Here is a 26012-nt window from a genome sequence, read left to right as displayed (position 1 = left end):
TACTTAATTCCATGTTCATGACGTCCTGATGCGGAATCAAGTGAACTGTCCCCGAAATCGGTCGACGATCGAGCGATCCTGTTCGAGGATCCGGTAGGCGAAGAGCTTGACCCGGTCGTTGACGAGCCACCAGGCGGCCGCATAGACCCACACCGCCGCCGCCCAGCCCCAGCCGATGGGCGGCATGAACCAGCCGTAGACGGCGATCAGGGTCGCCACGAGCTGCGTCCCGCCCACCGCGAGCAGCAGGATGCCGGCCGGGCGCGATAACCAGAACGGGCCGCGCGTGCGGGTCAGGAAGACCGTCAGATGGCCCGCCACCGACAGCTTCAGGTAGATCAGCGTCTGGATCATGCCATGGTCGAGATGGTAGACCCGGTCGCCGAGGTAGAACAGGCCGAACGAGGCCAGCACGCCGGAAACCCCCAGCGCGGTCGCGATGCCGAGCACTTCGCGCATGTTCCATACCTCGGGCTTGTCCGAGTATTCCACCCGGTCGTAGGCGATGGAGAGGATCGCGCCGTCGTTGAGCAGGGCGAGCAGCACGATCATCACCGCCGTCACCGGGTAAAAATCGAAGATCAGGATGCACAGCGTCATGAACAGCAGCACGCGGATCGTCTCCGCGACGCGGTAGATCGTGTAGTTCGTCATCCTCCGGAAGATCTTCCGGCTCTCCTTCAGCGCGTCGATGATCACCGACAACCCCGGCGTCAGCAGCACCATCGCCGCCGCCGCCCGCGCGGCGTCGGTCGCGCCCGATACGGCGATGCCGCAATCGGCCTTCTTCAGCGCCGGCGCGTCGTTCACGCCGTCGCCGGTCATACCGACGATGTGGTGGTGACGCTGGAGCACCTCGACGATATGAAACTTGTGCTCGGGGTATGCCTGCGCGAATCCGTCCGCCTGCTCGATGGCGTCCGCCAGCGCCGCGCCCTCATGGTGCCGCGTTTCGTTGAACACGCCGGCATCGACCAGGTTCGTGCCGAGCCCCAGGCGGCCGGCGATCTCCCTGCCGATGGCGAGCTGGTCGCCGGTGACCATCTTCACCTGCACGCCCATCTGCTGGGCGATCGCCACGGTCTCCTTCGAATCCTCGCGCGGCGGGTCGAACAGGGACAGCAGGCCGAGGAACCGCCAGCGGCCCTGCCCGTCCGTGCGCGCCACGCCGAGCGCGCGATATCCGCGCCGGGCGAATTCCTCGATGGCGCCTTCAGCGGCGGCATCGGCGGCGAGCGCGAGTATCACCTGCGGCGCGCCCTTGCTCACCCTGAACGTCGCGCCATCGGCGCCGGTCACCGTGGCCTCGGTGCGCTTGTGGACGGGATCGAACGGCAGGTAATGCGTGACCCGGTACGCCTCGAGGCGCCGCCTGTCGCCCACACCGGCGATCACGGCATGATCGATCGCGTCATCGTTCCCCGCGCGCGACGCCAGCGCGCCGTAGAGAATGAGCTGCTCCGCGCTGATTCCCGCGACGCAGAACGGCTCGCCGAGCGTGAGCCTGTTCTGCGTCAGCGTCCCGGTCTTGTCCGAGCACAGCACGTCCATGCCGGCGAGTTCCTCGATGGACGCCAGCCGGCTGACGATGGCCTGCTTCGCCGCCAGCAGGCGCGCGCCGACCGCCATCGTGACCGACAGCACGGTCGGCATGGCGACCGGGATCGCGGCGATCGTCAGCACCAGCGCGAACTGCAGCGTGGTCATCATGTCGTCGCCGCGAAACAGCGCGACCGCCATGATCAGCACCACCAGCGTGATCGCCAGCGCAATCAGGTAATCGCCGATCTTGAGCACGGCCTGCTGAAAGTGGCTGACCGTGCCCGCCTCGGTGACCAACTGCGCCGTCTTGCCGAAGTAGGTGTTCCGCCCGGTGGCCGTCACCTCGGCGTCGATCTCCCCCAGTTTCATGACGGCGCCGGAGTACACCGTTTCCCCCGTCTTGCGCGTCACCGGCAGTGATTCACCCGTCAGCGCGGACTGGTCGATCTCCACCGGGTCTCCCTCAAGCAGCCTGGCGTCCGCCGGCACGATATCGCCCAGCCGCACCCGGATCAGATCGCCCGGCACCAGCTCGCGCGCCGGCACCTCGGTCCACTCGCCGTCGCGCCTGACGCGCGCCCGCAACGCCAGCCTGGCGTTGAGCGCCGCGATCGCATTACCGGCCTGGTATTCCTCCCAGAAGCCCACGACCGCGTTGGCGATCAGCAGCGTGAGGATTACGAAGAAGTCCGGCCAGTGTCCCACCAGCGCCGACAGCACCGCCGCCGCCTCGATCATCCAGGGGATCGGACCGTTGAAATACGTCAGCAGCTTCAGCAGCGGGTTGACGCGCGTTTCCGGCAGTTCGTTGTAGCCGGACTGCTGCAGCCGCAGTGCGGCTTCCGCCCGACTCAAACCCCCCGTTGTCTCGTCCATCGCAACCCTCCTCCCCGCGGGACAAAAGGTGGTGGCCAGCCTGGCCGTGCCGAATTACCCCGACTGGCAAGAAAACCGTGCGTGCCTGCGCCGGCCTCGCGACGTCACCGCGGGGAAACGACTCGGGAATCTCCTGTCCACCACTCTCTATCTGGCACGGGTGTCCGCGGGCGCGCCCGCATCGCACTTTCTGCACTCCAGCCGCCGTCCGAGCGCGCTCGCGCGGCCATCCTCGGTCATCACCCACGGCCGCAGGGTCCAGGGCGGATTGTGGCGCACGTGCTGGAAATGACCGCAGGCCAGCTCCGCGACCCAGTCGTCATGCGCGTCGAGGTGGAAGCCGGTGATGGGCTGCTGCACGTCTCTTCCGATTTCGCGGCGACGGACACGATGCCGTCTCAAGGCATCCTACCCCGAAACAGCGCGGCAGTCACAAGAGGGCCACCCGCCGCCGGAGCCTGGCCGCCAGCCAGGGCGAGAAGACCGTGGCCGCGAGCACCACGGGCCAGAGATTGCCGCCGCGAAATGTGTACGCATCGAGCAGGTCGACCGGAGATTTGCCTTGCACGAACAGGCCGAAACCGAACTCGAAGGCCAGCGTCAGCGCGAGCCAGAACAGGCCGACCCGCAACCATCGGAGCGCAGTCAGCTGGCCATACCAGGGCGCGGCGGCAAACGCCACCACGAAGATGCACAGCGACAGGATGACGCCGCTGGCCACCAGACCCGGGACACCACCCATGACGGGCATGAGCACCTTTTCCCTCAGCGTGCCGTTCAGGATGGCTAAGATCAGGATGACCAGCCAGAGTGCAGCGGCCTTTGGCCAGATGGACATTTTCATTCGCACCTTAACGGTTGAATTCACCGGCCTGCGCGGCATTTTGCGCAGGCCCGGTGGAATGATTGGTTGGGCCCAGGGCGAATCCACGGCACTGCAACACTACCCTTTGACCTTCTTTATCATGTGACCGATGACATGGCTGTGCTCGTGCTGAGGGCTGAACATAATAATTTCCGCGTCGGCGTCGACCTTTACGTTGTGCCCAGGTGGCCAGTAGAAGAGATCATTCGCTTTGACTGTCTCTTGTGCGCCGTCCGCGTCGGTTGTGGTAAGTTGGCCGCGCAGGACGAAGCCCCAGTGAGGGCACTGGCATAAATTGCCTTCCAGCCCCTGGAACAACGGAGTCGTGTCAACACCCGCCGAGAGAGTGAAATATTCGCCGCTGATTTTTCCGAATCCAGTTGCATCGCCGAAATCCGTTCGCTGACGAATCACTGCGCCCGGGATTTCCATCTTGACTTCGACATCGTCCTTTTTAATCCGCATGATCGATTCTCCTTTGGCTGAATGGATGTCTTTCAGCAAGTGTTCTGTCAATCACCGCATCCGTTTAAATGATTGACGCCCAACGTGGAGGTAACCGGCCTTGCGCGGCTTTTCGCACGAGGTCCGTGTTGACCGCAGGGTTAGGTGTAGTTTTTACTGGCCTTTGGCGAACCCAACTTGTCGTTGAACCGAGGTAACCGACCAAATTTCCGTGCATAAGCCGCAAAGCAAAGATACTCGAACCTTGCCACCTCCCCCATGGTGCATAGGTCTCGTGGTTTATTCGACATAACATCGCAAGGGAATGGCGCTACGGCAACATAGAGCTTAGGCACAAGCCGTGAATAGCTCGGATAGGCGTGAAGGACGCGATCAGCGCCACCATGCTCAAGATGGCCTGAGATGGTGCGATCAAACTGCTTGAGCCGATACTTCAACCCACCCTTTGAGTTTGTCATACCGAAGTAGATCAAGTCGTCGCACAGCGAGAACCGGCCAGTCGGGGAGCTATCAAAGCGCGCGACGGCATAGACACCCGGGCAAGCAATCTGTGGATGATCGTTCCTTTCGCGCCAAGGCATCCATACGGAAAAGTAGGAGGCAAGGGGCTTCGGCATATGGCACCTAACGTTCGCCATAACCGGCGTGCAAAAGCAAAGCATAGCGGCGCTTTTGTGCGTCCGAGTTCATGACCTTGTTAGCGTCGCTGTTCATCTACATACTTTTTTACGGCATCCGGATTCTGTTTAGTAAAAGTCCACCCCTTCAGATACTCAACGAGCGCGTCAGTAGCCGCTAAGAAGCCATGCGCCAGCTCAATCCACAGCTCAATGGGGATGTCATCATCCTTGGCGCCAACCGTGAGACCCACATTCCTTTCGCCTTCCTTCGCTTGGAACGCCGTAAATATGTGCCTTTCGGAAAGATGAATGAACCCAGAAGTTGCATCATAAACTCTCGGCATCCATTCATATTTCTTTCCAAGTGAATCGACTAGATATCGATCAGTCATCAGATGGCCGTTACGATCTTTCATTTTCCTAATAGGCGTACCTTTAAAGACCGCGTAGGCGAAATCATGTGGGTTTTCGACTATAAATGCCGCAAAAAATCGCAAACAACTATCTAGTTGCAAACGCAGAAGCGAAGCAGCGCATGTATAGTTTTTATCTCTCATCAATGACGCAAAGCCTGAACAAAGCGACATCGACCGTTTGACCGCAGCAGACGCCAGCATATCGAGCGGGAACATCTTGCCACCGTCGGCCTTGAGCATTTCCATCAGCAGTGAAAGATGAAGATCAGTGAGACCTTCTATGTGGGAAATACTGCGTTCGAGTTCTTCGTTCATCTGTTGCGCTAACGCCCAAGATCAGGGGCGGCCCCGCGAAGCGGGGATGTCCCCTGGATCTTGATGTTAGAGCGTGCCGTCATAACAGCCCGACTCGCAGGACCGTTACATTTGCCTCCTTCGCTGCGAGTCTCAGTTGCTCGTCGTACGATGGTGTAAGCACAATGCCGCGTACGGCTTTTCCCGCCGGTGCCGCCATGTTCTCCCTAATGTAGCCCATGTACCGGAGGATCTGCCCTACGACGGCATCTGACGTGTACGTTGCCTTGAGTTCGAGCACGACGTAGTTGTCCTCCTTGTCGAGGCAAATCAGATCTGTTCTTCCGATGCCGAGGCCAAGATTACATTGCTGCTGAATCGACTCGTCGGCGAGACGAAGTCCGAGTTGACCAAGGTTCTGTTTGACCGCTTCTTCAAGGCCGGCTTCAAGCACGAAGAACGTGCCATCGTGGGACCCGTAGCCCAAGCGTTCATAGAATCGTTTCGCAAGCCGGATGACCTCAAAGTCGGTGTCTGTGGCTCGTGCAATCCGGAGGCGGTGGTTCTGATTGGAAAGCTCTTCCTTTACCAACGCATAAGGGAGCGTGACCGCCCAGCGATCTACGTCGGAGATAGGAAACCAGCCCGCCTCCTTTTCGTGCTTCGCAAGAGACTCGCTATCGGGTTGCCACTGACCTGCGATGACGCAGGTTCCCCATAGACCGGTACCGTACTCGCGAAGGACGATCCTATCTCCCGGCGTCACGTTACCCCTATTGGGCTCATTGACTTTCAGGTAGTACTGCAGCCGAGAGAGGATGGTTGACGTATCCCAGTCGTCAGTACCGTAGTAGCCCGCTGCGTTGTTGGAGAAGACCCAAGTCGCCATTACGAACTCCCTTGCCTGCGCACTCTAACAGTGAGTAGATATAAAAGTTATACGTTATAACGTAGCAGTTTTATACCTATCACTCACCGCGTTCCCCGAATCTTTCTGATTCTCCAGAAGAATCCGTTTTCTCATCCGCGCAAACGGATAATTTAACGGATACCGCCTGACTCCCTACTCACCCATTCAGGCTAACTCCTTCGGGAGCCAGCGCCTGGAAGGTCCATTCGATCTCGATGCCCGCCTCGCCCGCCCCGGCCTGGAAGCCCTCGCAGAGGAACAGGTCGCCGACGGCGGCGAGCTCGTCGCCGAGGTACAGCAGCGGTACGCGTTCGCGCAGCCAGGGCGGGACGGCGGATTCCTGCAGCAGTTTGCGCAGTTCGTGGGTGTGGCCGCGGCCGGCGGGGCGGCAGTGTTCACCGCCGCGGCGGAAGCGCACGGTGACGGGGCGGTCCTTGAGCAGCACGCGGCGGATGCCGCTGCCGGCGCTGTGGCGGGCGACCAGGCGGCCGCCACAGGTGGGGAGTTCGAGCGGCGCGGCGAGGTCCCAGGGCACGATCTGCTCCGCGTCGTGCGGCGGCAGCGGCCACATGGCGTAGAGCAGGCGGCGGTAGCGCCGCACCTCGGCCCCGGGCCAGGCGAGCAGCGGCGCGCTGTCCTGCGCCGCCTTCAGGATGTCCTCGTGCAGGCGCTCGAGGTGCGCGGTGCTTGGCAGGGGCAGTTCGAGCGTGCGCAGCCAGTAGCGCACGACGTTGTTCAGGCGCTCGGGGCTCAGCTGCATCAGGGCGTCGATGGACAGCGTGGCGGTCCTGGGGCCCGCGACCATGGCGAGATCCTCGGCACCGATCTCGTCGAGCAGGCGCGTGGTCTCGGCGCTGTGGGCGGCGCTGCGCGACAATGTGCGCGCGAAGGCGGGCCATTGCCCGCGCAGGCGCGGCATGATCTCATGGCGCACGAAGTTACGGCGCAGGCCGGTGTCGAAGTTGCTCGGGTCCTCGATCCAGCGCAGGCCCTGCGCCTCGGCGTAGGCCTTCAGCTCGGCGCGCGTCAGTCCGAGCAGCGGGCGCGCGTGCCAGCCGGCGGCAAACGGCGCGCACGGCGGCATCGCGGCCAGGCCCGCGACGCCGCTGCCGCGCAGCAGCTGCAGCAACACGGTCTCGGCCTGGTCGTCCTGGTGATGGGCGGTGAGCAGGCAGTCGCCCTCCTCCATCACGGCACGGATGCCGTCGTAGCGCGCGCGGCGCGCGGCCGCCTCAGGGCTCTCACCCGGTCCCGGCCGCGCCGCCACGGCGAGGTCGAACAACGGGATCCCGAGGTCGTCACAGATGGCGCGGCACTGGCGCGCCCAGTCCGCGGCGGCGGGCTGCAGGCCGTGATTGACATGCACGGCGCACAGCCCGGCCGCGTAGCGCGGACGCAGCGCGGCCATCAGGTGCAGCAGGACGCTGGAATCGAGGCCGCCGCTGAAGGCGACGAGATAACGGCGGATGCCGGGCAGACGCTCCAGCGCCGGGAAGACCCGATCGGGGACCGCGACGCCGGCGCCTTCAGCCCTTGAAGACACCGTAACTCATGATGCGCTGGTAGCGCGTCTTGAGCAGGTCGTCGATGCGCTTGCTGTCGAGCCGCGCGAGCGATTCGACCAGGGCCAGCCGGACATTGGCGATGGTGGTATCGACATCGCGATGCGCGCCGCCGAGCGGCTCCGGGATCACCTGGTCGATCAGGTTGAGCAGCTTGAGGCGCTTGGAGGTGATGCCCATCGCATCGGCGGCCTCGGAGGCGCGGCTGGCGCTCTTCCACAGGATGGAGGCGCAGCCCTCGGGCGAGATCACCGAGTAGGTGCTGTATTCGAGCATCATGACATGGTCGCCGACGCCGATGGCGAGCGCGCCGCCGGACCCGCCTTCCCCGATCACGGTGCAGATGACCGGCGTGCGCAGGGTGGACAGCACGAGCAGGTTGCGCGCGATGGCCTCGCTCTGGCCGCGTTCCTCGGCGCCGACGCCGGGATAGGCGCCGGGCGTGTCGATGAAGGTCAGGATCGGCAGCTTGAAGCGCTCGGCCAGTTCCATCAGGCGCTGCGCCTTGCGGTAGCCTTCCGGGCGCGGCATGCCGAAGTTGCGGCGCACCTTCTCAGCGGTGTCGCGCCCCTTCTGGTGGCCGATGATCATGACCGGGCGTTCGTCGAGGCGGGCGATGCCGCCGACGATGGCGGGATCGTCCGCATAGCGGCGGTCGCCGTGCAGTTCCTCGAATTCGGTGAAGATGCGCTCGATGTAGTCCAGCGTGTACGGCCGCTGCGGATGGCGCGCGAGCTGCGCGATCTGCCAGGCGGTGAGCTGGGCGAAGATCGTCTCGGTCAGCGAGCGGGCCTTCTCCTCGAGCCGGCCGATCTCCTCGCTGATGTTGACCGCCTTGTCGGTGCCGACGTAGCGGAGTTCCTCGATCTTCGCCTCGAGCTCGGCGATGGGTTGTTCGAAATCCAGAAAGCTGAGTTTCATGCAGGATCGGCGCTATCGGTTAGGCTGAGGGAATCCGCTGCAAAACGTCTCCGGCACCGACGACACTCCGGCATGCCGGATATTTCCGGCCCGGATTCCCGTTTTCGCGGGTATGACGTATCCAGAAGTTCCTCCCGGTTTCAAATGCCGCGCTTTCGGCAACGGGTTGCACGCCATTGTGTCATAAAGATTTTCCCGCGCAAGTGGGGCCGAGGGAATTCCATCCTGCCGGGCCCGACCCACTTGACAGGGCGGTATACTCCGGAGGCTTCAATAAATCACCCTCACCCCGTCCGGGCCGGCCACCTCGCTCAGGCGGTGCAGCAGTTCGTCGGTGGGGTTGACGCTCCACTCGCGGCCCAGGGCCATGCGCGCCCGCGCGCCGTCGCCCTCGAAGTTGATCCACACCGGGCAGCGGCCCTCGCGGAACGGCTCGAGGATGCGCGCCAGCATCGTGCTGAAGCCGTTGGCGGCGGCGCGCTTCGACTGCACGTCGATCTCCACGCCCTTGGCATACACGCCGCGCGCGCGGTCGATATCATAAATTTTTTCCGCGCTCATGCGGTAACCGCCCGAATACTCGTCCACGCTGACGCTGCCCTCCACCACCAGCAGGCGATCCTTGGACAGCAGGTCGCGGTATTTCTGGTAGGCCTCCGAGAACACCGCGATCTCGATGCGCCCGCTGCGATCGTCCAGCGTCATGAAGGCGATGCGTTCGCCGCGCCGGCTGTTCATGGTGCGGATGGCGACGACCAGCCCGGCCACCACCACGGTCTGATCCGCCGTCGGTTTGAGCTGCGCGATCGCGGCCGAGACGAAGCGCGCGAGCTCGCCGCGGTAACGCTCGATCGGATGGCCGGTGAGGTAGAGCCCGAGGGTCTCCTTCTCGCCCAGCAGGCGCTGTTCCTCGTCCCACTCCGGCACCGCGCGCGCCAGCGCGCGCGCGACGTCGTCGGCCGGACCGGCGGCGGCCGCGCCTCCGCCGCCGAACAGGTCGTTCTGGCCCAGTTCGCTGTCGCGCGACTGGCGCTCCGCCATCTGCAGCGCCTCGGTCAGCAGCGTCATCGAACGCGCGCGATTGGCGTCGAGCACGTCGAGCGCGCCGGAGCGGATCAGCGCCTCCAGCACGCGCCGGTTGGCCTTGCGCAGGTCGATGCGCCGGCACAGGTCGAACAGGTCGCGGAACGGACCGTTGTCCGCGCGCTCGGCGGTGACGCCGCTGAGCGCCGCCTCGCCCACACCCTTGATGGCGCCGAGGCCGTAGAGGATGGTGGCGTCGTCCTGCACCGTGAACGAGAAGTCGCAGCGGTTGACGTCCGGCGGCTGCACCTGCAGGCCCATCGAGCGGCATTCGTCGATCAGCATCACCACCTTGTCGGTATTGTCCATGTCCGCCGACAGCACGGCGGCCATGAAGTCGGCCGGGTAATGCGCCTTCAGCCAGGCGGTCTGATACGCGATCAGCGCGTAGGCGGCCGAGTGCGACTTGTTGAAGCCGTAGCCGGCGAACTTCTCCATCAGGTCGAAGATGTAGGCGGCGGTCTTCTCGTCGACGCCGCGCTGGACGGCGCCGGCGACGAAGCCCGCGCGCTGCTTCGCCATCTCCTCCGGCTTTTTCTTGCCCATCGCGCGCCGCAGCAGGTCGGCCTGTCCGAGCGTGTAGCCGGCCAGCACCTGCGCGATCTGCATCACCTGCTCCTGGTACAGGATGACGCCGTAGGTGGACTTCAGGATCGGCTCCAGGTCCGGATGCGGATAGTTCGCGCGCTGGCGCTTGTGCTTGACGTTGATGAAGTCGTCCACCATGCCGGACTGCAGCGGGCCGGGGCGGAACAGCGCGACCAGCGCGATGACGTCGTCGAAGCAGTCGGGCTGCAGGCGCTTGATCAGGTCCTTCATGCCGCGCGACTCGAGCTGGAACACGGCGGTGGTGGCGCAGCGCTTCAGCAGCTCGTAGGTCGGCGCGTCGTCCATCGGCAGGTTGGTGACGTCGATGGCGGTGCCGGTGCGCCCGAGCACGCCTTTCACCGCGCGGTCGATGATGGTCAGTGTGCGCAGGCCGAGGAAGTCGAACTTGACCAGGCCGACCGCCTCCACGTCGTCCTTGTCGAACTGCGTCACCGTGGCGACCGAACCCTGTTCGCAGTAGAGCGGCGTGAAGTCGGTCAGCGCGGACGGCGCGATGACCACGCCGCCGGCGTGCTTGCCGGCGTTGCGCACCAGGCCCTCCAGCGCGCGCGCGAGGTCGATCAGCGTGCGCACCTCCTCCTCGTCCTCGTAGCGCTGGCGCAACTGTTCCTCGTCCTCCAGCGCCTTGTCCAGCGTCATGCCGAGCTCGAACGGGATCAGCTTGGCGATCTTGTCGACGAAGCCGTAGGGATGGCCGAGCACGCGCCCGACGTCGCGCACCACGGCCTTCGCCGCCATGGTGCCGTAGGTGATGATCTGCGACACCTTCTCGCGGCCGTAGCGCTGCGCCACGTAGTCGATCACGCGGTCGCGTCCGTCCATGCAGAAGTCGATGTCGAAGTCCGGCAGCGAGACGCGCTCTGGATTCAGGAATCGCTCAAAGAGTAGCTCGTATCTTATTGGATCCAGATCAGTAATATCCAGAGAATAGGCGACCAGCGAGCCCGCGCCCGAACCGCGCCCCGGTCCCACCGGGATGTCGTTCGCCTTGGCCCAGCGGATGAAGTCGGCGACGATCAGGAAATAGCCCGGAAAGCCCATCTTGATGATGACGCCGAGTTCCAGCTCCAGCCGCGCCTCGTAGAGCGCGCGCCGCTCGGCCTCCGCATCCGCCGTGGCGCAGGCGGGCAGGCCCTGCATGCGGCGCATCAGGCCGGCGCGCGCCTCAACGGCGAAGAATTCGTCGGCGTTCATGCCCGCCGGTGTCGGGAAATCCGGCAGCACGTTCTTGCCGAGCGTGAGCTCGAGGTTGCAGCGGCGGGCGATCTCGACCGTGTTCGCGAGCGCCTCCGGGATGTCGGCGAACAGCTCCGCCATCTCCTCCGGCGTGCGCAAATACTGCTGCGCGCTGTGCTGGCGCGGGCGGCGCGGATCCTCCAGCGTGCGCCCGCTGTGGATGCACACGCGCGCCTCGTGCGCCTCGAAGTCCTGCGGCGTCAGGAAACGCACGTCGTTGGTGGCGACCACCGGGATCGCGTGCTCGAGCGCCAGCTCGACCGCGGCCTGGATGTACTGCTCTTCGCGGGCACGGCCGGTGCGCTGCAGTTCGAGGTAGAAGCGCTGCGGAAACAGTCCGGACCAGAACCGCAGCCGACTGGCGGCGAGCGCGCGGTTGCCGGCGAGCAGGGCCTGCCCGATGTCGCCCTCGCCCGCGCCGGACAGCGCGATGAGACCCTCGGCGGCGTCACCCAGCCATTCGCGCCGTACCGTCGGCACGCCATGGTGCTGGCCCTCGATGTAGGCGCGCGACAGCAGGCGGGTCAGGCGCAGGTAGCCGGCGTGGTCCTGGCACAGCAGGAGCAGCCGCGCAGGCGCGTCCCGGGCGTCGTCCTGCACCCACAGGTCGACGCCCGCAATCGGCTTGACGCCGGCGGCGACCGCGGCGCGGTAGAACTTCACCAGCGCGAACATATTGCACTGGTCGGTCAGCGCCACCGCCGGCATGCCCGCGCCGGCCGTCGCCTGCACCAGCGGCTTGACGCGCACGATGCCGTCGATCAGGGAGTAATCGCTGTGGACGTGGAGATGGACGAAGCTGGCCGGCATGGCCGGTATTTTAACCAAGCATTCCGGCCCCGGCGAGGGCGGTTTCAGTTCGCTTCCGCCGCCTCGCGCACCGGACGGAAACTGAGCCGGTGGACGGGGCTCGCGCCCAGCCGGCGCAGCGCCTCGACGTGGTCGCGCGTGGGATAACCCTTGTGGCGGGCCAGGCCGTAGCCCGGATAGAGCGCGTCCAGGGCCTCCATCTCGCGGTCGCGCGCGACCTTGGCCAGGATGGACGCCGCCGCGATGGCGCCTACCTTCTGGTCTCCCTTGACGATGGCCTGCGCCGGGCACCCCAGGCGCGGGCAGCGGTCGCCGTCGATCAGGGCGCGGCGCGGGGCGGGGTCGAGCGCCGCCACGGCGCGCTGCATCGCGAGCAGGGTCGCCTGGAGGATGTTGATGCTGTCGATCTCCTCGACCTCCGCCCGTCCCAGCGCCCAGGCCAGGGCGCCGGCCTGGATCTCCCTCTCCAGGCGCTCGCGCTGGCGCGCGCTCAGCAGCTTGGAGTCGTTCAGACCGGCGAGCGGGCGGGCCGGGTCGAGGATCACCGCGGCCGCGATCACCGGTCCGGCGAGCGGGCCGCGCCCGGCCTCGTCGACACCGGCGACCAGGATGTCCGCCTCCCCCTCCAGGATCAATGCGAGTGCCGGCGGCTCCATCACCCCCCCCGTCCCGTCCGGCGGGCGGCAACCAGCTCCAGCACCGCCTCGGCGGCGCGCTCGTTCGCGTCGCGGCGCAGCTGGCGGTGCAGCGCCGTGAAGCGTTCCTGCAACTGGCGGACGCGGGCGGGCGCGGCGAGCAGATCGAGCAGCGCCGCGCCCAGCGCGGGCGGCGTGGCGGCGTCCTGCACGAACTCGGGCACCAGCCGCTCGCCGGCGAGCAGATTGGGCAGGGAATAACGATCGATGTACATCATGCGCCGGATCAGCCAGTAGCTGAGCGGCGCCAGGCGGTAGGCCACGACCATCGGGCGCTTGAGCAGCATGGCCTCCAGGCTGGCGGTGCCGCTGGCGAGCAGCACGGCATCGGCGGCCGCCATCACCTCGCGCGAGCGGCCGTCATACAGGCGGCAGTCCAGGCCCGGGTGGCGCGCGAGCGCCGCCTCGAAGCGCGCGCGCGTCGCGGCGCTGGCGAACGGCGCGGCGAAGCGCAGCCCGGGCCGGTGCGCGACGCACCAGTGCGCGGCCTGCACGAACAGCTCGGCGAGCCGGCTCACCTCCGAGTCGCGGCTGCCCGGCAGCAGCGCGACCAGTTCGCCCTCCTCCGGCAGTCCGAGGGCGGCGCGGGCCGCGCGCGGGTCGGACTGCTCCGGGATCGCATCGGCGAGATGATGGCCGACGTAGCGCACGGCGACGTCGTGCTCGCGGTAGAACGCTTCCTCGAACGGAAACAGCGTCAGCATCAAATCGACGGCGCGCGCGATGGTGCGCAAACGTCCGCGCCGCCAGGCCCAGACGGTCGGGCTGACGTAGTGCACGGTAGGGATCCCCGCCGCGCGCAGCCGTGTCTCCAGGCCGAGATTGAAATCGGGGGCGTCGATGCCGACGAAGACGTCCGGGGGATCGGCGCGGAAATGAGCGGCGATGCGGGCGCGGGCCGTGCGCAGCTCGCGATAGCGGCCGAGCACCTCGACCAGGCCCATCACGGAGAGCCGCTCCATCGGATAGAGCACCTTGCAGCCCCGCTCCGCCATGCGCGGCCCGGCGATGCCCTCGAACTCGGCCGCGGGAACGCGCCTCCGGATGGCGTCGATCAGGCCCGCGCCGATCAGGTCACCCGACACCTCGCCGGCCACGAGGCCGATGCGCAGCTTCGCGTTCATGAGCGTCTGATGTCGGGCTTCATTTCATCCTGCCCGACCCGCATCGATGTAGCCGGGATGGAGGCGCAACGCGCCGGGAATCCCGGGAACAGGCGGCATGTCGTTCCCGGATTCCGCTGCGCTTCATCCGGGCTACATGGGTAAGCGATGCGCGGCGTGATTGGGACCGGCTTCTGAATTTGTGGTGATGTCCCTGACTCGTAGCCCGGATGGAGGCGCACAGCGCCGGAATCCGGGGAATCCGCGGCTACCGGATTCCGCTGCGCCACCTCCGGACCACGGGCGGGCATCCCGACGGTATCTCCGCTCAGCGGATCACGCCGCGCGTCGAGGCCTCGATGAAGGCGACCAGCGCGCCGGCCTCCGGAGTGGTCCGGGCCAGCGCGCGGATCTCGCCGACCGCCTGCTCGAGCGTGAGCTTGGACTTGTACAGCAGCTTGTAGGCGCGCCGCAGCTCGGCGATGGTCTCGGCGCTGAAACCGCGGCGTTTGAGGCCTTCCACGTTGAGGCCGTACGGCTTGGCCATGTGACCGGACACCAGCACATAGGGCGGCACGTCCTTGGAGATGACGCTGCCCATGGCGGTGAAGCAATGCGCGCCGATGGCGCAGAACTGGTGCACCAGCGTATAGCCGCCGAGGATCGCGTGGTCCTCCACCGTGACGTGGCCGGCGAGCGCGGCATTGTTGGAGAAGATGGTATCGCTGCCGACGACGCAGTCGTGGGCGATGTGGCAGCCGATCATGATCCAGTTGCGGTCGCCGATGCGGGTGACGCCGCCGCCCTGTACCGTGCCGCGGTGCACGGTGACGTACTCACGGAACAGGTTGCCGTCGCCGATCTCGAGCCGGGTGGGTTCGCCGGCGTATTTCTTGTCCTGCGGATCCTCGCCGATGGAGGCGAACGGGTAGATGCGGTTGTCGCGGCCGATGCGCGTCGGCCCCTTCACCACGGCGTGCGGGCCGATGGTCGTGCCGGCGCCGATCTCGACGCCGGGTCCGATGATGGAAAACGGACCGACACTGACATCGTCCGCGAGCCGCGCGGCGGGATCGACGATGGCGCGCGGATCGATCAAGCGGTGACTTCCTTGGAGGCGCACATGATGTCGGCGCTGGCGGCCAGCTCGCCGTCCACGCGCGCCTCGGCGCTGAAGAACCAGATGTTGCGCATGTTGCGCACGTACTTCACCTCGATCCTGACCTGGTCGCCCGGCTCGACCGGCCGCTTGAAGCGCGCCTTGTCGATGCCAACCAGCAGGTAGAGCGAACCGTCCTCCGGCTGCGAATTGGTGGTGCGGAAGGCCAGCACGCCGGTCGCCTGCGCCATCGCCTCCAGCAGCAGCACGCCGGGCATGACCGGTTGCACCGGGAAATGTCCGGTGAAGAACGGCTCGTTGAAGGTCACGTTCTTGATCGCGATCAGGTAGTCGCCGACCGCGTAATCGATGACGCGGTCGATCAGCAGGAACGGGTAGCGGTGGGGCAGGTGCTTCAGTATGCCGTGGATATCCATGCCCGCGGCCTCGTTCCCGGTGTTGTCTTTATTGTTCATCTGGTGCCCGCTGTTGTTCGTCTTCGTCCGTCTTGGCCATGACGAGCCGTTCCAGCTCGCCCAGGCGTTTCGCCATCTCGTCCAGTTGCTTCATGCGCACGTGGTTCTTGCGCCAGGCCGCGGTCGTCTCCAGCGGCGCACCGGAGGAGTAACTCCCGCTCGCGCTGATCGAGTGGGTCACCAGAGAACACGCGGTGATCTGCACGTCGTCGGCGATGTCGAGATGGCCCAGGATCCCCACCCCGCCGCCGATGGCGCAGCGCCGGCCGATACGCGCGCTGCCGGCGATGCCGGTGCAGCCGGCAATGGCGGTATGGGCGCCGATGTGCACATTGTGGGCGACCTGGATCTGATTATCCAGCTTCACGCCGTCCTCGATCACCGTGTCCCCCAGCGCCCCGCGGTCGATGGTCGTATTGGCGCCGATCTCGACATCGTCGCCGATGACCACACAGCCGAGCTGGGGGATCTTGATCCAGCCCTCGCGGTCGCGCGCGAAGCCGAAGCCGTCCGCGCCGATCACCACTCCGGGATGAAGCAGCGCCCGCTCGCCGATGCGGCTGCCCTGGCACACCGTGACGTTGGCGACCAGGGTGCTGCCGGCGCCGATTTCGACCCCGTCCTCCACCACGCAGCCCGGCCCGATGCGCACGTCGCGCCCCAGGCGCACCTGCGCGCCGATCACCGCGTTGGCGCCGATGCTGACGCCGTCCTTGAGTACGCTGGAGGCCTCGACGCTGGCGCTGCGGTGCACCCCCGGCACCGGCCGCCGGGGCGGATAGAGCAGCTGCGCCACCCGGGCATAGACCGCATAGGGATTGTCCGTGACCAAGGCGTTGACGCGGCAATCGCCGGCGTACCGGGGCGCCAGGATCACGGCCGAGGCGCGGGTGCCGGCCAGCAGCCCGCGATAATGCGGATTCGCCAGGAACGTGATCTCGCCGGGACCGGCCTGCTCGAGCGTGGCGACCGCGTGGATCATGCAGCCGCCGTCCCCATATACCTCGCCGCCGAATCGCTCCGCCAGATCTCCCAGGCTGAATTCCACCCGCGGCCTGCCCGTTGCGTTCCGGCTACTTGCCCTTGGATCCCGTCGCGGCGCCCTGGTAGCGCTTCTTCAGGCCGTCCAGCACCTGATCGGTGATGTCCAGCGCGGAATTGGCGTAGGCGATGCCGTCGAAGAAGATCAGGTCGAATTTCTGCGCGCTGCCGATCTCCTCGATGGTCTGCTTGATGAGTCCCTGCAGACTGCCGATGGCGTCGTTGCGGCGGATGTTGACGTCCTCGCGGAACTCATCCTGCATGCGGCGCAACTCACGCTTGCGCGACAGGATGTCGAGTGTCTGCTTCTTGCGCTCCTCCTCACTCATCACCGCGCCATCGCGCTGCAGCCCCTCTTCCAGGCGCTTGATCTTGTCCTGGGCGACGGCGATCTCTTCCTCGCGGGAGGCGAATTCATCCTTCAGGCGGTTGGTGGCGTCCTTGGCCTGCGGCGCCTCGTCAAGCAGGCGCGCGGCGTCCACATAGCCCAGCCTCATCTCGGCCGCGGCGGGCAGCACGCCGACTGTCAGCGTGAAAACCAGGGTGACCACAATCGATGCAATGTTCTTCAATGCGCTGCTCCAAATTATCAGATGTCAGAAGAAAAACGATCCGAGCGTGAACTGGAATCTTTCCGTATCGTCCTCCGGCTGGTCGTTCAGGGGCCAGGCCAGACTGAATGTCATCGGTGCGATCGGGGTGAACCAGAGTACGGACACTCCCACCGACTGACGCAGTTCGTCGGCGTTGAAATCGTTCACCTCCGCAAAGACATTACCAATATCAAAGAATGTGCTTATACGCAACGATTTGTTGTCCGCGGCGAACGGGACCGGGAAGATGAATTCCAGGTTGCCCACGGTCTTGAAGGCGCCGCCGCGGGCATCGCCGTCCTCCTGCGGTCCGAGCGAATTGGAGGCGTAACCGCGCACGGATTCGGGACCGCCGGCATAGAAGTTTTCGAAGAACGGCAGACCGGTGGTGTCCGCGTAGCCGTCGCCGTAGCCGACGTCGCCCTTCAGCAACAGGGTGTAATCCCCGTACAGCGGCAGGTACTGGAGTCCGCGGTAACGCAGCTTGTAGTACTCCAGGCCGCTGCCCGGCACGGCGATCTCGGTGCTGATGCTGTGCAGCCTGCCGCGGCTGGCCAGGATGGCGCGGTTGCGGGTGTCATGGGTAAAGCCGCCGGTCAGCTTGTAGATGTCAAACTGGTCGGAATTCTCGCTGATGAAATCCAGGATCGACTGCGGCGTGTTGTCGGTGGTGTCGAGTGTGGTGTTTTCGTAGCCGAGCGACAGGTTGGCGGTATTGAATTCGCTCAGCGGGAAGCCGTAGTCGACGCTGACGCCGCGGACGTCCGACGTGTAATCCACCACGACCGAGGTCTGGCCGGCGTCGGTCTGCCGGCTGAACACGCTGAAACCGCGGCTGATGCCGTCCAGCGTGTAATAGGGATTGGTATAGGAAAAGCTGTAGGTGCGATTGATGGAACTGTTGTTCACCGTGGCGCTGACGCGCTTGCCGCTGCCCAGTACGTTGTTCTGGCTGATGCTCGCGTTGACCAGGAATCCCTGCGACCCCGAGTAACCGATGCCCGCGGTCAGCGAACCCGAGGGCCGTTCCTTGACCGCGAAGTTGACGTCGACCTGGTCGGCGACGCCGGGCACGGCCGGTGTTTCCACCGTGGCTTCCTCGAAGTATCCGAGCCGGTCCAGGCGCGTGCGCGACAGGTTCACCTTGTCGGTGGAGATCCAGCCGCCCTCCATCTGGCGTACCTCGCGCCGGATGACGTCGTCCTGGGTCTTGAGGTTGCCGGCGACGTTAACCCGGCGCACATAGATGCGCCGGCCGGGATCGACGAAGAACACCAGCTCGACCTCGCGCTTGTCCTTGTCCACCTTCGGCGACGGATTGACGTTGGAGAACGCATAGCCTTCCTTGCCCAGCCGCTCGCTGATGGCGGCGGCGCTCTGGGTGGCCGCCTTGCGCGAGAACACGTCCCCCGCGCCGATGACGATGAGCTTGCGCAGTTCCTCCTCGGGGACGATCAGCTCGCCCGCGAGCGAGACACCGGAGACGGTGTACTTGTCGCCCTCGGTGACGTTGATCGTGATGTAGACGTCGCTCTTGTCCGGGCTGACGGAGACCTCGGTGGAGTCGATGGAGAAATTGATGTAGCCGTTGTCCAGGTAATGCGAACGCAGTGATTCCAGGTCGCCGGACAGCTTGCGGCTGGAATACTGGTCACTGTCGGAAAAGAACGAGAACATCGTTTGCGGGCTGAGCTCGAAGGAAGCCAGCAGCTCCGCGTCGCTGAACGCATGATTGCCGACGATGTTGATACGGCGCAGGCGCGCCACGCCGCCTTCGTCGATGTTGATGACGATATCGACCCGGTTGTCGGTGAGTTCGGTGACGGTGCTCTGCACCTTGACGCTGTACTTGCCCTGGCTGAAGTACTGCCGCTCGAGCTCGAGCTTCATCTTCTCCAGCGAGGAACGGTCGAAGATGCTGCCGTCGGACAGCCCGATCGATTTCAGCGCGTCCTTGAGCTGGTCGGTGGTGATGTCCTTGTTGCCCTCGATCTTCACCGTGCCGATGGCCGGCCGCTCCTCCACCCGCACGACCAGCACATCGCCGTCCCTTTCGAGACGGATATCGCTGAAGAACCCGGTCTTGAACAGGGCGCGGATGGTGCCGGCGGTACGCGACTCGTCGAAGGTCTCGCCCACGTTCACCGGCAGGTAATTCAGCACGGTACCGAGCGAGATGCGCTGCAAACCCTCCACCCGGATGTCCTTGACGACGAAGGCGTCGAACGCCCACGCGCTCCACGACGCCAGCAGGACGAACAGCAGGACGAACAGTCTGTAATGCACGCGGGAAATCATCCGATGATTGCGGGAAGGTCGCCTTAACCGAAGAGCTGAACGATATCGTTGTAGAACGCCAGGATCATGACACCGATCAGCAGCGCGATGCCGACGCGCTGGCCGAAGGCCTGGACCTGCTCCGACAGGGGGCTGCCTTTCACCAGCTCGACGAGATAGTACAGGAGATGGCCGCCGTCCAGCACCGGGATGGGCAGGAGATTGAGCAACCCGAGACTGATGCTGATGAGGGCCAGGAAACCGATGAACTGGACCACGCCGGCATCGGCGGAGGCGCCGGCGTACTGGGCGATGCGGATCGGCCCGCCGAGATTGGAGGCGGATACCTCTCCGCCCACCATGCTGACCAGCATCTTCGCCGTCAGCCAGGTCATGTCCCAGGTGCGCTGGGCCGCGACCAGCAACGCGGTCGGCGCGGCGTAGCGTTCCTTGGCGCGCAGCTCGTCGGCCTGGCCGGGCGCGATCTTCACCGCGGCGCCGATGCGCCCGATGTCGCCCTGCTCCGTCGTCACGCGCTGCGGGCGCAGGCCGATGTCGATCATTTCACCGTCGCGCTCGACCCTGGCCTGGAGCTCCTGTTCCGGGTGCGCACGCACGTATTCGACCCACTCCTCCCACTGCGCGATGGGCCGGCCGTCCACCGCGACGATGCGGTCGCCGACACGCATCCCGGCCTGTTCCGCCGCACCGCCCGGTTCCAGCGTGCCGATCACCGCTTCCAGGCTGGGCCGGTACATCCCGAGCCCGATCACCTGCAGCAGATTGGAGCGGTCGACGCCGGCGGGCAGGCGGTCGAAATCCAGCTCGCGCCGGCGTTCCACCTGATCGGCGTCCACCACCGTCACGGCGATGTGGCTGCCGTCCAGGCTGCGGTTGAGCATCTCGAGGAATACCATGTTCCAGGTCGCGGTGTCGCGCCCGTCGACGCGGGTGATCAGGTCGCCCGGCTGGAAACCCGCCTCCGCCGCCAGTGAATCCTTGTTCACCTCGCCGACCAGAGGCTTGATCCCGTCGACGCCGAGCACGAAGATCACCCAGTAGGCCAGGATGGCGAACAGGAAGTTGAAGATCGGACCGGCCGCGACGATGGCGAAGCGGCTGCCCAGCGGCTTGCGGTTGAAGGCGCGCGGCAGCTCCGCTTCCGGCACCGGGGCCTCGCGCTCGTCGAGCATCTGCACGTAACCGCCCAGCGGCAGCGCCGCGATGACGTACTCGGTCTCGTCGTTGCGACGGCGCCAGCTCCACAGCGGCATGCCGAAGCCGACCGAGAAACGCAGCACCTTGACGCCGAGCCGGCGCGCGACGATGAAATGTCCGAACTCGTGCACGGTCACCAGCACGCCGATGGCGATGATGAAGAAGAAGACGGAAGACAGCACGCCGTTCACGGCATCACCTCCAGGGCGGAATCCTGTATCCATTCCTCGGCGCAGCCACGCGCCTCGCGGTCGGCCTCGAGGACCGTATCCAGCGTCGCCGCCTCCCGCAGCGGCACGGCGGCCAGCGCGGCCTCGACCACGGCCGGAATCCCGGTGAAGCGCAGCCGGCGCTCCAGGAAGGCGCGGACCGCGACCTCGTTGGCGGCGTTCATCACGGCGGGCGCGGTGCCGCCCGCGCGCGCCGCCTCGAAGGCGATGCGCAGGCAGGGGAAGCGCTCCAGGTCGGGCGCCTCGAAATCGAGCCGGGCCACCTCGAACAGGTTGAGGCGCTCGGCGCCGGATTCCATGCGTTCCGGCCAGGCGAGCGCGTGCGCGATCGGGATGCGCATGTCGGGGCTCGCGAGTTGGGCCAGCATGGAGCCGTCGAGGTATTCGACCAGCGAATGGATCACGCTCTGCGGGTGCACCACGACCTCGATCATGGCGGGGTCCGCGTCGAACAGCCACTTCGCTTCAATGACTTCCAGCCCCTTGTTCATCATGGTCGCGGAATCGACCGAAATCTTGCGCCCCATCACCCAGTTCGGATGCGCGCAGGCCTGTTCCGGCTTCACGTCGTGCAGCAGGCGCGGCTGCTGGCGGAACGGACCGCCCGAGGAGGTCAGCAGGATGCGCCGCACGCCCACCCGGGACAGGCCGCGGGCGTAATCCCCCGGCATGCACTGGAATACTGCGTTGTGCTCGCTGTCGATCGGGAGCAGCACGGCGCCGTGCGCGCGCACCTCTTCCATGAACAGCGCGCCCGCCATGACCAGGGCCTCCTTGTTCGCCAGCAGCACGCGCTTGCCGGCGCGCACGGCGGTGAGCGTGGGCAGGAGGCCGGCCGCGCCGACGATCGCCGCCATCACGCAATCCGCCGCGGGCAGGCCGGCGGCGAGGCAGAGGCCCTCGGTGCCCGAGGCCACCCGCGTGGCGCATGCTGCTTCGACCAGTTTGCGCTCCAGACGTTCCGCCGCGCCGGGATCCGCCATCACGGCGAGATCGGGACGGTGGCGCAGGCATTGCTCGAACAGGCGCTCGACATCGGTGCTGGCGGTCAACGCGACCACCCGGTAACGGTCCGGCCGGCGCGCCAGTACGTCGAGGGTGTTGACCCCGATGGAGCCCGTGGCGCCGAGGATGGTCACGCCGATCACGCCACCACCCCCTGCCAGATCAGCCCCAGCGCAAACACCGGCGCGGCCGCGGTGACGCTGTCGATGCGGTCAAGCATGCCGCCGTGGCCCGGCAACAGGCGTCCGCTGTCCTTCACCCCCGCCAGCCGTTTGATCATGCTCTCGAACAGATCACCGATGATGGAAAACAATACCGTGACGAATCCCAGCAACGTGAGCGTCACCAGGGTGCGCCAGTCGAGGCCGAACCACAGACCGCTGCCGAGCGCCACGAGCGTCGCCACGGCGAGCCCGCCGTATACCCCTTCCCAGCTCTTGCCCGGGCTGACCTCCGGTGCCAGCTTGGTGCGCCCCCACAGGCGCCCCGCGACGTAGGCGCCGCTGTCCGCCCCCCACACCAGGAGCATCAGCAGCAGCACAAGCTGCCCGCCCGCGAAGGCATTCCCGTGGAGGACGATCAGGCCGAGCCAGGCCGGGACCAGTACGACGACACCGAGCATACCGAAAAGCCAGCGGGGAGGAAAACCTCGCGTCGGATCCTTATGGAGGGAACGCGAAAAACCGTGAGGATCATGGTTATAGCGCCGGATCCACATCATGGCGACGCACCACCACACCAGGGCGCCCGCCAGCACGAACTGGCGCAGCACGGGAACCGCGACGAGCCAGGCCGCGCCGCCAAGGGCGGCGCCCACGAGGGCGACATACGCGATGCGTTCGCCGCGCGCACCCAGTCCGATCAGGCCCGCCCATTCCCAGGCCCCGATCAGCACCATCAGCGCGATACACAGGGCGAAGTACTGTGTCGGCAGCGCCAGCACGCACCAGACGAAGAGAGGGAGCAGTACCGCGATTGTAAGCAGGCGCTGCTTAAGCACCCTTGGCCTGCTCTACCTGGTCACCGGTGCGCCCGAAGCGGCGCTGGCGCGCGGCGAACGATGCCAGCGCGTCATCGAAGGCCCGCGCGTCGAAGTCGGGCCACAGGATCGCGGTGAAATACAGTTCCGTGTAGGCGAGATGCCACAGCAGGAAATTGCTGATGCGCTGCTCGCCTCCGGTGCGGATGAAAAGGTCCGGCTCGGGCAGCCCGCGCAGGCACAGGTGCGCCTCGATCGTGTCGGCGTCGATGTCCTCGACCCGGAGTTCACCCGCCGCGACCCGCCGCGCCAGCTGCTGCGCGGCCTGGGTGACGTCCCAGCGGCCGCCGTAGTTGAGCGCGATGACCAGCGTGAGACCCGGGTTGCCGGCGGTCAGGCGCTCGGACGACTCCATCATTTCGATGAGCTTGGAATTGAATGCGGCACGTTCGCCGACGAACAGCAGCCGAATGCCGTTCCGGTGCAGCTTTTCCACCTCGCGCTGCAGCGATGTCAGCAGCAGGTCCATCAGCAGGGTGACTTCGGTCTCGGGCCGGCGCCAGTTCTCGCTGCTGAAGGCGAACAGCGTCAGTACCTTGACTCCCCTGGCGGCGCAGGCCTCGACGATGGTGCGCACCGCCTCCACCCCGGCGCGATGGCCGGCGATACGCGGCAGGTGGCGCTGCCTGGCCCAGCGGCCGTTGCCGTCCATGATGATGGCGACGTGCGCGGGTAATGCGCCGGAATCATCCGTCGCCCGGGGCGGAAGGGAATTCGTGCTCTTGGAAAAAAACGCCATGGAGATGCAAACCGGGCTGTTGATCGGGTTTCCCGTAGCTTTCAGCGGCGGGCGTGGGGGCGCTAAACCTCCATCAGCTCGGCTTCCTTTTCCTGCAGCAGCTTCTCCACCTCGCCGACGTACTTGTCGGTCAAGGCCTGGATCTCCTCCTGTCCGCGACGCTCCTCGTCTTCGGTGATTTCCTTCTCCTTGAGCAGATCCTTGAGGTCGTTGTTCGCGTCGCGGCGCACGTTGCGGATGGCCACCCGCGCGCCTTCCGCCTCGCCCTTCACGACCTTGACGAAATCGCGGCGCCGTTCCTCGGTCAGCGGTGGCAGGACCACGCGGATCACACTGCCTGCGGTGGACGGATTGAGTCCCAGGTTGGAAGCCGTGATCGCCTTCTCCACCACCGGCACCATGGCCTTCTCCCACGGCGTGATGGTGAGCATGCGCGCGTCGGCGGCGGCGACCGTGGCCACCTGGTTCAGCGGCATCTCGTTGCCGTAATACGACACCCGGATGTGGTCCAGGAGACTGGTATGCGCGCGTCCGGTGCGAACCTTGGAAAATTCCTGCTTGAGCGATTCGATGGACTTGCGCATGCGGGATTCCGCGTCTTTCCTGATATCGGTGATCATCCTTCGCTCCTTATTCGACGACCGTTCCTTCGTTCCCTTCCATGACCACGCGACGCAGCGCGCCGGGCTTGTTGATGTTGAAGACGCGCAGCGGCATGCGGTTGTCGCGGCACAGCACGATGGCGGTCGCGTCCATCACGTCCAGCTTGCGGTGCAGCACGTCGTCGTAGGTCAGGCGGGGGTAGAACTCGGCGTTGGCATGCTTGTGGGGATCGGCCGAGTAGACGCCGTCGACCTTGGTCGCCTTGAGCACCGCGTTGGCGCCGATCTCGATGCCGCGCAGGCTGGCGGCGGAATCGGTGGTGAAGAACGGATTACCGGTACCGGCGGCGAACACCACCACGCGCCCCTTCTCCAGGTGGCGAATGGCGCGGCGGCGGATGTAGTCCTCGCAGATCTGGTGGATCTGGATCGCCGACATCACGCGGGCGAACATGCCGTGCTTTTCCAGCGCGTCCTGGATCGCCAGCGCGTTGATGACGGTCGCCAGCATGCCCATGTGATCGCCGGTGACGCGATCCAGCCCGCCCTGGGCAAGCTGGATGCCGCGAAAGATGTTGCCGCCGCCGATCACCAGGGCGACCTGGATGCCGTGATCGATCAGATCCTTCACCTCCACGGCGATGCGGTTGATCACGGCGGTGTTGATGCCGTAGTCATCCTCGCCCATCAGGGCCTCGCCGCTCAGCTTGAGCAGGATGCGGCCGTAGAGAGGTTGCCCGGAATCCGGTCGCGAGGGCATCCGTCAGCCCCCGCGAACCTGCGCCATCACTTCAGCGGCGAAATCGGTCGTGGCCTTCTCGATGCCCTCGCCGACCTCGAAGCGCTGGAAGCGCACCACGCGCGCCTTCGCCTTCTCAAGCAGCTTGCCGACCGTGGTCTCGGGATCCTTCACGAACGGCTGTCCGACCAGGGTCACCTCGGCGAGGAACTTCTTGATGCGGCCCTGCACCATCTTCTCGATGATCTCCGCCGGTTTGCCGCTCTCGGCCGCCTGCGCGCTGAAGATTTCCTTTTCCTTCGCGATCACGTCCGCCGAAACCTCCTGCTCGGACACGGCGACCGGACGGCTGGCGGCGATGTGCATGGCGATGTCCTTGGCCAGCGCAGCGTCACCGCCCTCCAGCTCGACCAGTACGCCGATGCGGATGCCGTGCATATAACCGCCGACGATGCCGCCCTTCGCCTGGTACTGCACCAGACGGCGCAGGTTGATGTTCTCGCCGATCTTGGCGATCAGTTCCTTGCGCGCGGTGTCGACCGTGGCCTCGCCGCCCGCCGCATACGGCAGGGCGAGCAGCTGATCGACGTCCTGCGCCCGGGCGGCCACGGCGCGCTGCAGCGACTGTTCCGCGAAGGCGTTGAAATCATCGCCCTTGGCCACGAAATCCGTTTCGCTGTTGATCTCGAGCATCGCGCCCAGCTTGCCGTCCGCGGCGACGTGCATGACGATGCGGCCATCGGCAGCGATGCGGCCGGACTTCTTGCCGGCCTTGACCAGACCCTGCTTGCGCATCAGGTCGATGGCGGCTTCCACGTCGCCCCGGGTTTCGACCAGGGCCTTCTTGCATTCCATCAGTCCGGAGCCGGTGCGCTCGCGCAACTCCTTGACCTGTGCTGCTGTGATTTCCATCTTGCAACCTCGTATGTCTGTTGATCGTGCGGCGA

The 26012-nt window shown here is 65.7% G+C and carries 23 protein-coding genes; all 23 read right to left on the bottom strand.

The window, feature by feature from the left end; translation table 11 throughout:
* Nucleotides 1-36: 36 nt before the first annotated feature.
* The 23 genes from IPM20_02605 to IPM20_02495 all read right to left on the bottom strand — a co-directional run bounded on the left by IPM20_02605 (nt 37) and on the right by IPM20_02495 (nt 25977).
* Nucleotides 37-2418, bottom strand: coding sequence for a plasma-membrane proton-efflux P-type ATPase (locus tag IPM20_02605; GenBank protein MBK9130524.1), 2382 nt, complete (start codon nt 2416-2418; stop codon nt 37-39).
* A gap of 147 nt (nt 2419-2565) precedes the next feature.
* Nucleotides 2566-2778, bottom strand: a complete 213-nt coding sequence (locus IPM20_02600; protein MBK9130523.1) for a DUF3565 domain-containing protein — start codon at nt 2776-2778, stop codon at nt 2566-2568.
* Nucleotides 2779-2848: 70 nt separating this feature from the next.
* A complete protein-coding gene (locus tag IPM20_02595; GenBank protein MBK9130522.1) occupies nt 2849-3262 on the bottom strand; it encodes a hypothetical protein in 414 nt (137 codons plus the stop codon).
* A gap of 99 nt (nt 3263-3361) precedes the next feature.
* On the bottom strand, nt 3362-3748 hold the full coding sequence (locus IPM20_02590; GenBank protein MBK9130521.1) for a cupin domain-containing protein: 387 nt from the start codon (nt 3746-3748) through the stop codon (nt 3362-3364).
* Between the two features lie 697 nt (nt 3749-4445).
* Nucleotides 4446-5099: a hypothetical protein gene (locus IPM20_02585; GenBank protein ID MBK9130520.1), complete on the bottom strand. Its 654-nt coding sequence runs from the start codon at nt 5097-5099 to the stop codon at nt 4446-4448.
* Nucleotides 5100-5178: 79 nt separating this feature from the next.
* Nucleotides 5179-5967 (bottom strand): DUF91 domain-containing protein, encoded by a 789-nt coding sequence (locus IPM20_02580; protein MBK9130519.1) that lies wholly within the window; start codon nt 5965-5967, stop codon nt 5179-5181.
* Between the two features lie 178 nt (nt 5968-6145).
* A complete protein-coding gene (gene tilS, locus IPM20_02575) occupies nt 6146-7531 on the bottom strand; it encodes a tRNA lysidine(34) synthetase TilS (protein MBK9130518.1) in 1386 nt (461 codons plus the stop codon).
* Nucleotides 7515-8471, bottom strand: coding sequence for an acetyl-CoA carboxylase carboxyltransferase subunit alpha (locus IPM20_02570; GenBank protein ID MBK9130517.1), 957 nt, complete (start codon nt 8469-8471; stop codon nt 7515-7517). Before IPM20_02570 ends, tilS begins: the two co-directional genes overlap by 17 nt.
* Before the next feature lie 270 nt (nt 8472-8741).
* On the bottom strand, nt 8742-12209 hold the full coding sequence (gene dnaE, locus IPM20_02565; protein ID MBK9130516.1) for a DNA polymerase III subunit alpha: 3468 nt from the start codon (nt 12207-12209) through the stop codon (nt 8742-8744).
* A gap of 44 nt (nt 12210-12253) precedes the next feature.
* Nucleotides 12254-12865 (bottom strand): ribonuclease HII, encoded by a 612-nt coding sequence (gene rnhB, locus IPM20_02560; GenBank protein ID MBK9130515.1) that lies wholly within the window; start codon nt 12863-12865, stop codon nt 12254-12256.
* Nucleotides 12865-14028 (bottom strand): lipid-A-disaccharide synthase, encoded by a 1164-nt coding sequence (gene lpxB, locus IPM20_02555; protein ID MBK9130514.1) that lies wholly within the window; start codon nt 14026-14028, stop codon nt 12865-12867. The genes rnhB and lpxB overlap by 1 nt, the downstream gene beginning before the upstream one ends.
* A 307-nt stretch (nt 14029-14335) precedes the next feature.
* Nucleotides 14336-15106: an acyl-ACP--UDP-N-acetylglucosamine O-acyltransferase gene (gene lpxA, locus IPM20_02550; protein ID MBK9130513.1), complete on the bottom strand. Its 771-nt coding sequence runs from the start codon at nt 15104-15106 to the stop codon at nt 14336-14338.
* The gene (fabZ, locus tag IPM20_02545; GenBank protein ID MBK9130512.1) at nt 15103-15582 is read right to left on the bottom strand and encodes a 3-hydroxyacyl-ACP dehydratase FabZ; all 480 of its coding nucleotides are present in this window, start codon (nt 15580-15582) and stop codon (nt 15103-15105) included. The genes lpxA and fabZ overlap by 4 nt, the downstream gene beginning before the upstream one ends.
* The gene (gene lpxD / locus IPM20_02540; protein MBK9130511.1) at nt 15572-16630 is read right to left on the bottom strand and encodes a UDP-3-O-(3-hydroxymyristoyl)glucosamine N-acyltransferase; all 1059 of its coding nucleotides are present in this window, start codon (nt 16628-16630) and stop codon (nt 15572-15574) included. The genes fabZ and lpxD overlap by 11 nt, the downstream gene beginning before the upstream one ends.
* A gap of 25 nt (nt 16631-16655) precedes the next feature.
* Nucleotides 16656-17195 carry an OmpH family outer membrane protein gene (locus tag IPM20_02535; protein MBK9130510.1) on the bottom strand — a complete coding sequence of 180 codons (540 nt, stop codon included), beginning with the start codon at nt 17193-17195 and terminating at the stop codon, nt 16656-16658.
* Nucleotides 17196-17219: 24 nt separating this feature from the next.
* A complete protein-coding gene (bamA, locus tag IPM20_02530; protein ID MBK9130509.1) occupies nt 17220-19514 on the bottom strand; it encodes an outer membrane protein assembly factor BamA in 2295 nt (764 codons plus the stop codon).
* A gap of 23 nt (nt 19515-19537) precedes the next feature.
* Nucleotides 19538-20935: an RIP metalloprotease RseP gene (rseP, locus tag IPM20_02525; GenBank protein MBK9130508.1), complete on the bottom strand. Its 1398-nt coding sequence runs from the start codon at nt 20933-20935 to the stop codon at nt 19538-19540.
* Nucleotides 20899-22089, bottom strand: a complete 1191-nt coding sequence (locus IPM20_02520; protein MBK9130507.1) for a 1-deoxy-D-xylulose-5-phosphate reductoisomerase — start codon at nt 22087-22089, stop codon at nt 20899-20901. The genes rseP and IPM20_02520 overlap by 37 nt, the downstream gene beginning before the upstream one ends.
* On the bottom strand, nt 22086-22946 hold the full coding sequence (locus tag IPM20_02515) for a phosphatidate cytidylyltransferase (protein ID MBK9130506.1): 861 nt from the start codon (nt 22944-22946) through the stop codon (nt 22086-22088). Before IPM20_02515 ends, IPM20_02520 begins: the two co-directional genes overlap by 4 nt.
* Complete coding sequence (locus tag IPM20_02510; GenBank protein ID MBK9130505.1) at nt 22939-23724, bottom strand: isoprenyl transferase; 786 nt, start codon at nt 23722-23724, stop codon at nt 22939-22941. Before IPM20_02510 ends, IPM20_02515 begins: the two co-directional genes overlap by 8 nt.
* Nucleotides 23725-23786: 62 nt before the next feature.
* Nucleotides 23787-24344, bottom strand: coding sequence for a ribosome recycling factor (gene frr / locus IPM20_02505; protein MBK9130504.1), 558 nt, complete (start codon nt 24342-24344; stop codon nt 23787-23789).
* Nucleotides 24345-24354: 10 nt separating this feature from the next.
* Entirely contained in the window at nt 24355-25086 is a 732-nt protein-coding gene (gene pyrH / locus IPM20_02500) for a UMP kinase (protein MBK9130503.1), read from the bottom strand.
* Nucleotides 25087-25089: 3 nt separating this feature from the next.
* On the bottom strand, nt 25090-25977 hold the full coding sequence (locus tag IPM20_02495; protein ID MBK9130502.1) for an elongation factor Ts: 888 nt from the start codon (nt 25975-25977) through the stop codon (nt 25090-25092).
* Nucleotides 25978-26012: the final 35 nt, after the last annotated feature.

Source organism: Gammaproteobacteria bacterium (assembly GCA_016716465.1).
Classification (GTDB): Bacteria; Pseudomonadota; Gammaproteobacteria; order SZUA-140; family SZUA-140; genus JADJWH01.
Note: the sequence above shows the minus strand (reverse complement) of the source record. Positions and strands in the feature narration are given on the sequence as shown.

Bases quoted from the DNA above. Each gene is read 5' to 3' on its own strand.
- bamA (MBK9130509.1), bottom strand. From the start codon at position 19,514: ATGATTTCCCGCGTGCATTACAGACTGTTCGTCCTGCTGTTCGTCCTG.
- IPM20_02585 (MBK9130520.1), bottom strand. From the start codon at position 5,099: ATGAACGAAGAACTCGAACGCAGTATTTCCCACATAGAAGGTCTCACT.
- rnhB (MBK9130515.1), bottom strand. From the start codon at position 12,865: ATGGAGCCGCCGGCACTCGCATTGATCCTGGAGGGGGAGGCGGACATC.
- rseP (MBK9130508.1), bottom strand. From the start codon at position 20,935: ATGGATACAGGATTCCGCCCTGGAGGTGATGCCGTGAACGGCGTGCTG.
- IPM20_02570 (MBK9130517.1), bottom strand. From the start codon at position 8,471: ATGAAACTCAGCTTTCTGGATTTCGAACAACCCATCGCCGAGCTCGAG.
- IPM20_02510 (MBK9130505.1), bottom strand. From the start codon at position 23,724: ATGGCGTTTTTTTCCAAGAGCACGAATTCCCTTCCGCCCCGGGCGACG.
- pyrH (MBK9130503.1), bottom strand. From the start codon at position 25,086: ATGCCCTCGCGACCGGATTCCGGGCAACCTCTCTACGGCCGCATCCTG.
- IPM20_02590 (MBK9130521.1), bottom strand. From the start codon at position 3,748: ATGCGGATTAAAAAGGACGATGTCGAAGTCAAGATGGAAATCCCGGGC.
- IPM20_02495 (MBK9130502.1), bottom strand. From the start codon at position 25,977: ATGGAAATCACAGCAGCACAGGTCAAGGAGTTGCGCGAGCGCACCGGC.
- dnaE (MBK9130516.1), bottom strand. From the start codon at position 12,209: ATGCCGGCCAGCTTCGTCCATCTCCACGTCCACAGCGATTACTCCCTG.
- frr (MBK9130504.1), bottom strand. From the start codon at position 24,344: ATGATCACCGATATCAGGAAAGACGCGGAATCCCGCATGCGCAAGTCC.
- IPM20_02595 (MBK9130522.1), bottom strand. From the start codon at position 3,262: ATGAAAATGTCCATCTGGCCAAAGGCCGCTGCACTCTGGCTGGTCATC.
- fabZ (MBK9130512.1), bottom strand. From the start codon at position 15,582: ATGAACAATAAAGACAACACCGGGAACGAGGCCGCGGGCATGGATATC.
- IPM20_02605 (MBK9130524.1), bottom strand. From the start codon at position 2,418: ATGGACGAGACAACGGGGGGTTTGAGTCGGGCGGAAGCCGCACTGCGG.
- IPM20_02580 (MBK9130519.1), bottom strand. From the start codon at position 5,967: ATGGCGACTTGGGTCTTCTCCAACAACGCAGCGGGCTACTACGGTACT.
- lpxB (MBK9130514.1), bottom strand. From the start codon at position 14,028: ATGAACGCGAAGCTGCGCATCGGCCTCGTGGCCGGCGAGGTGTCGGGT.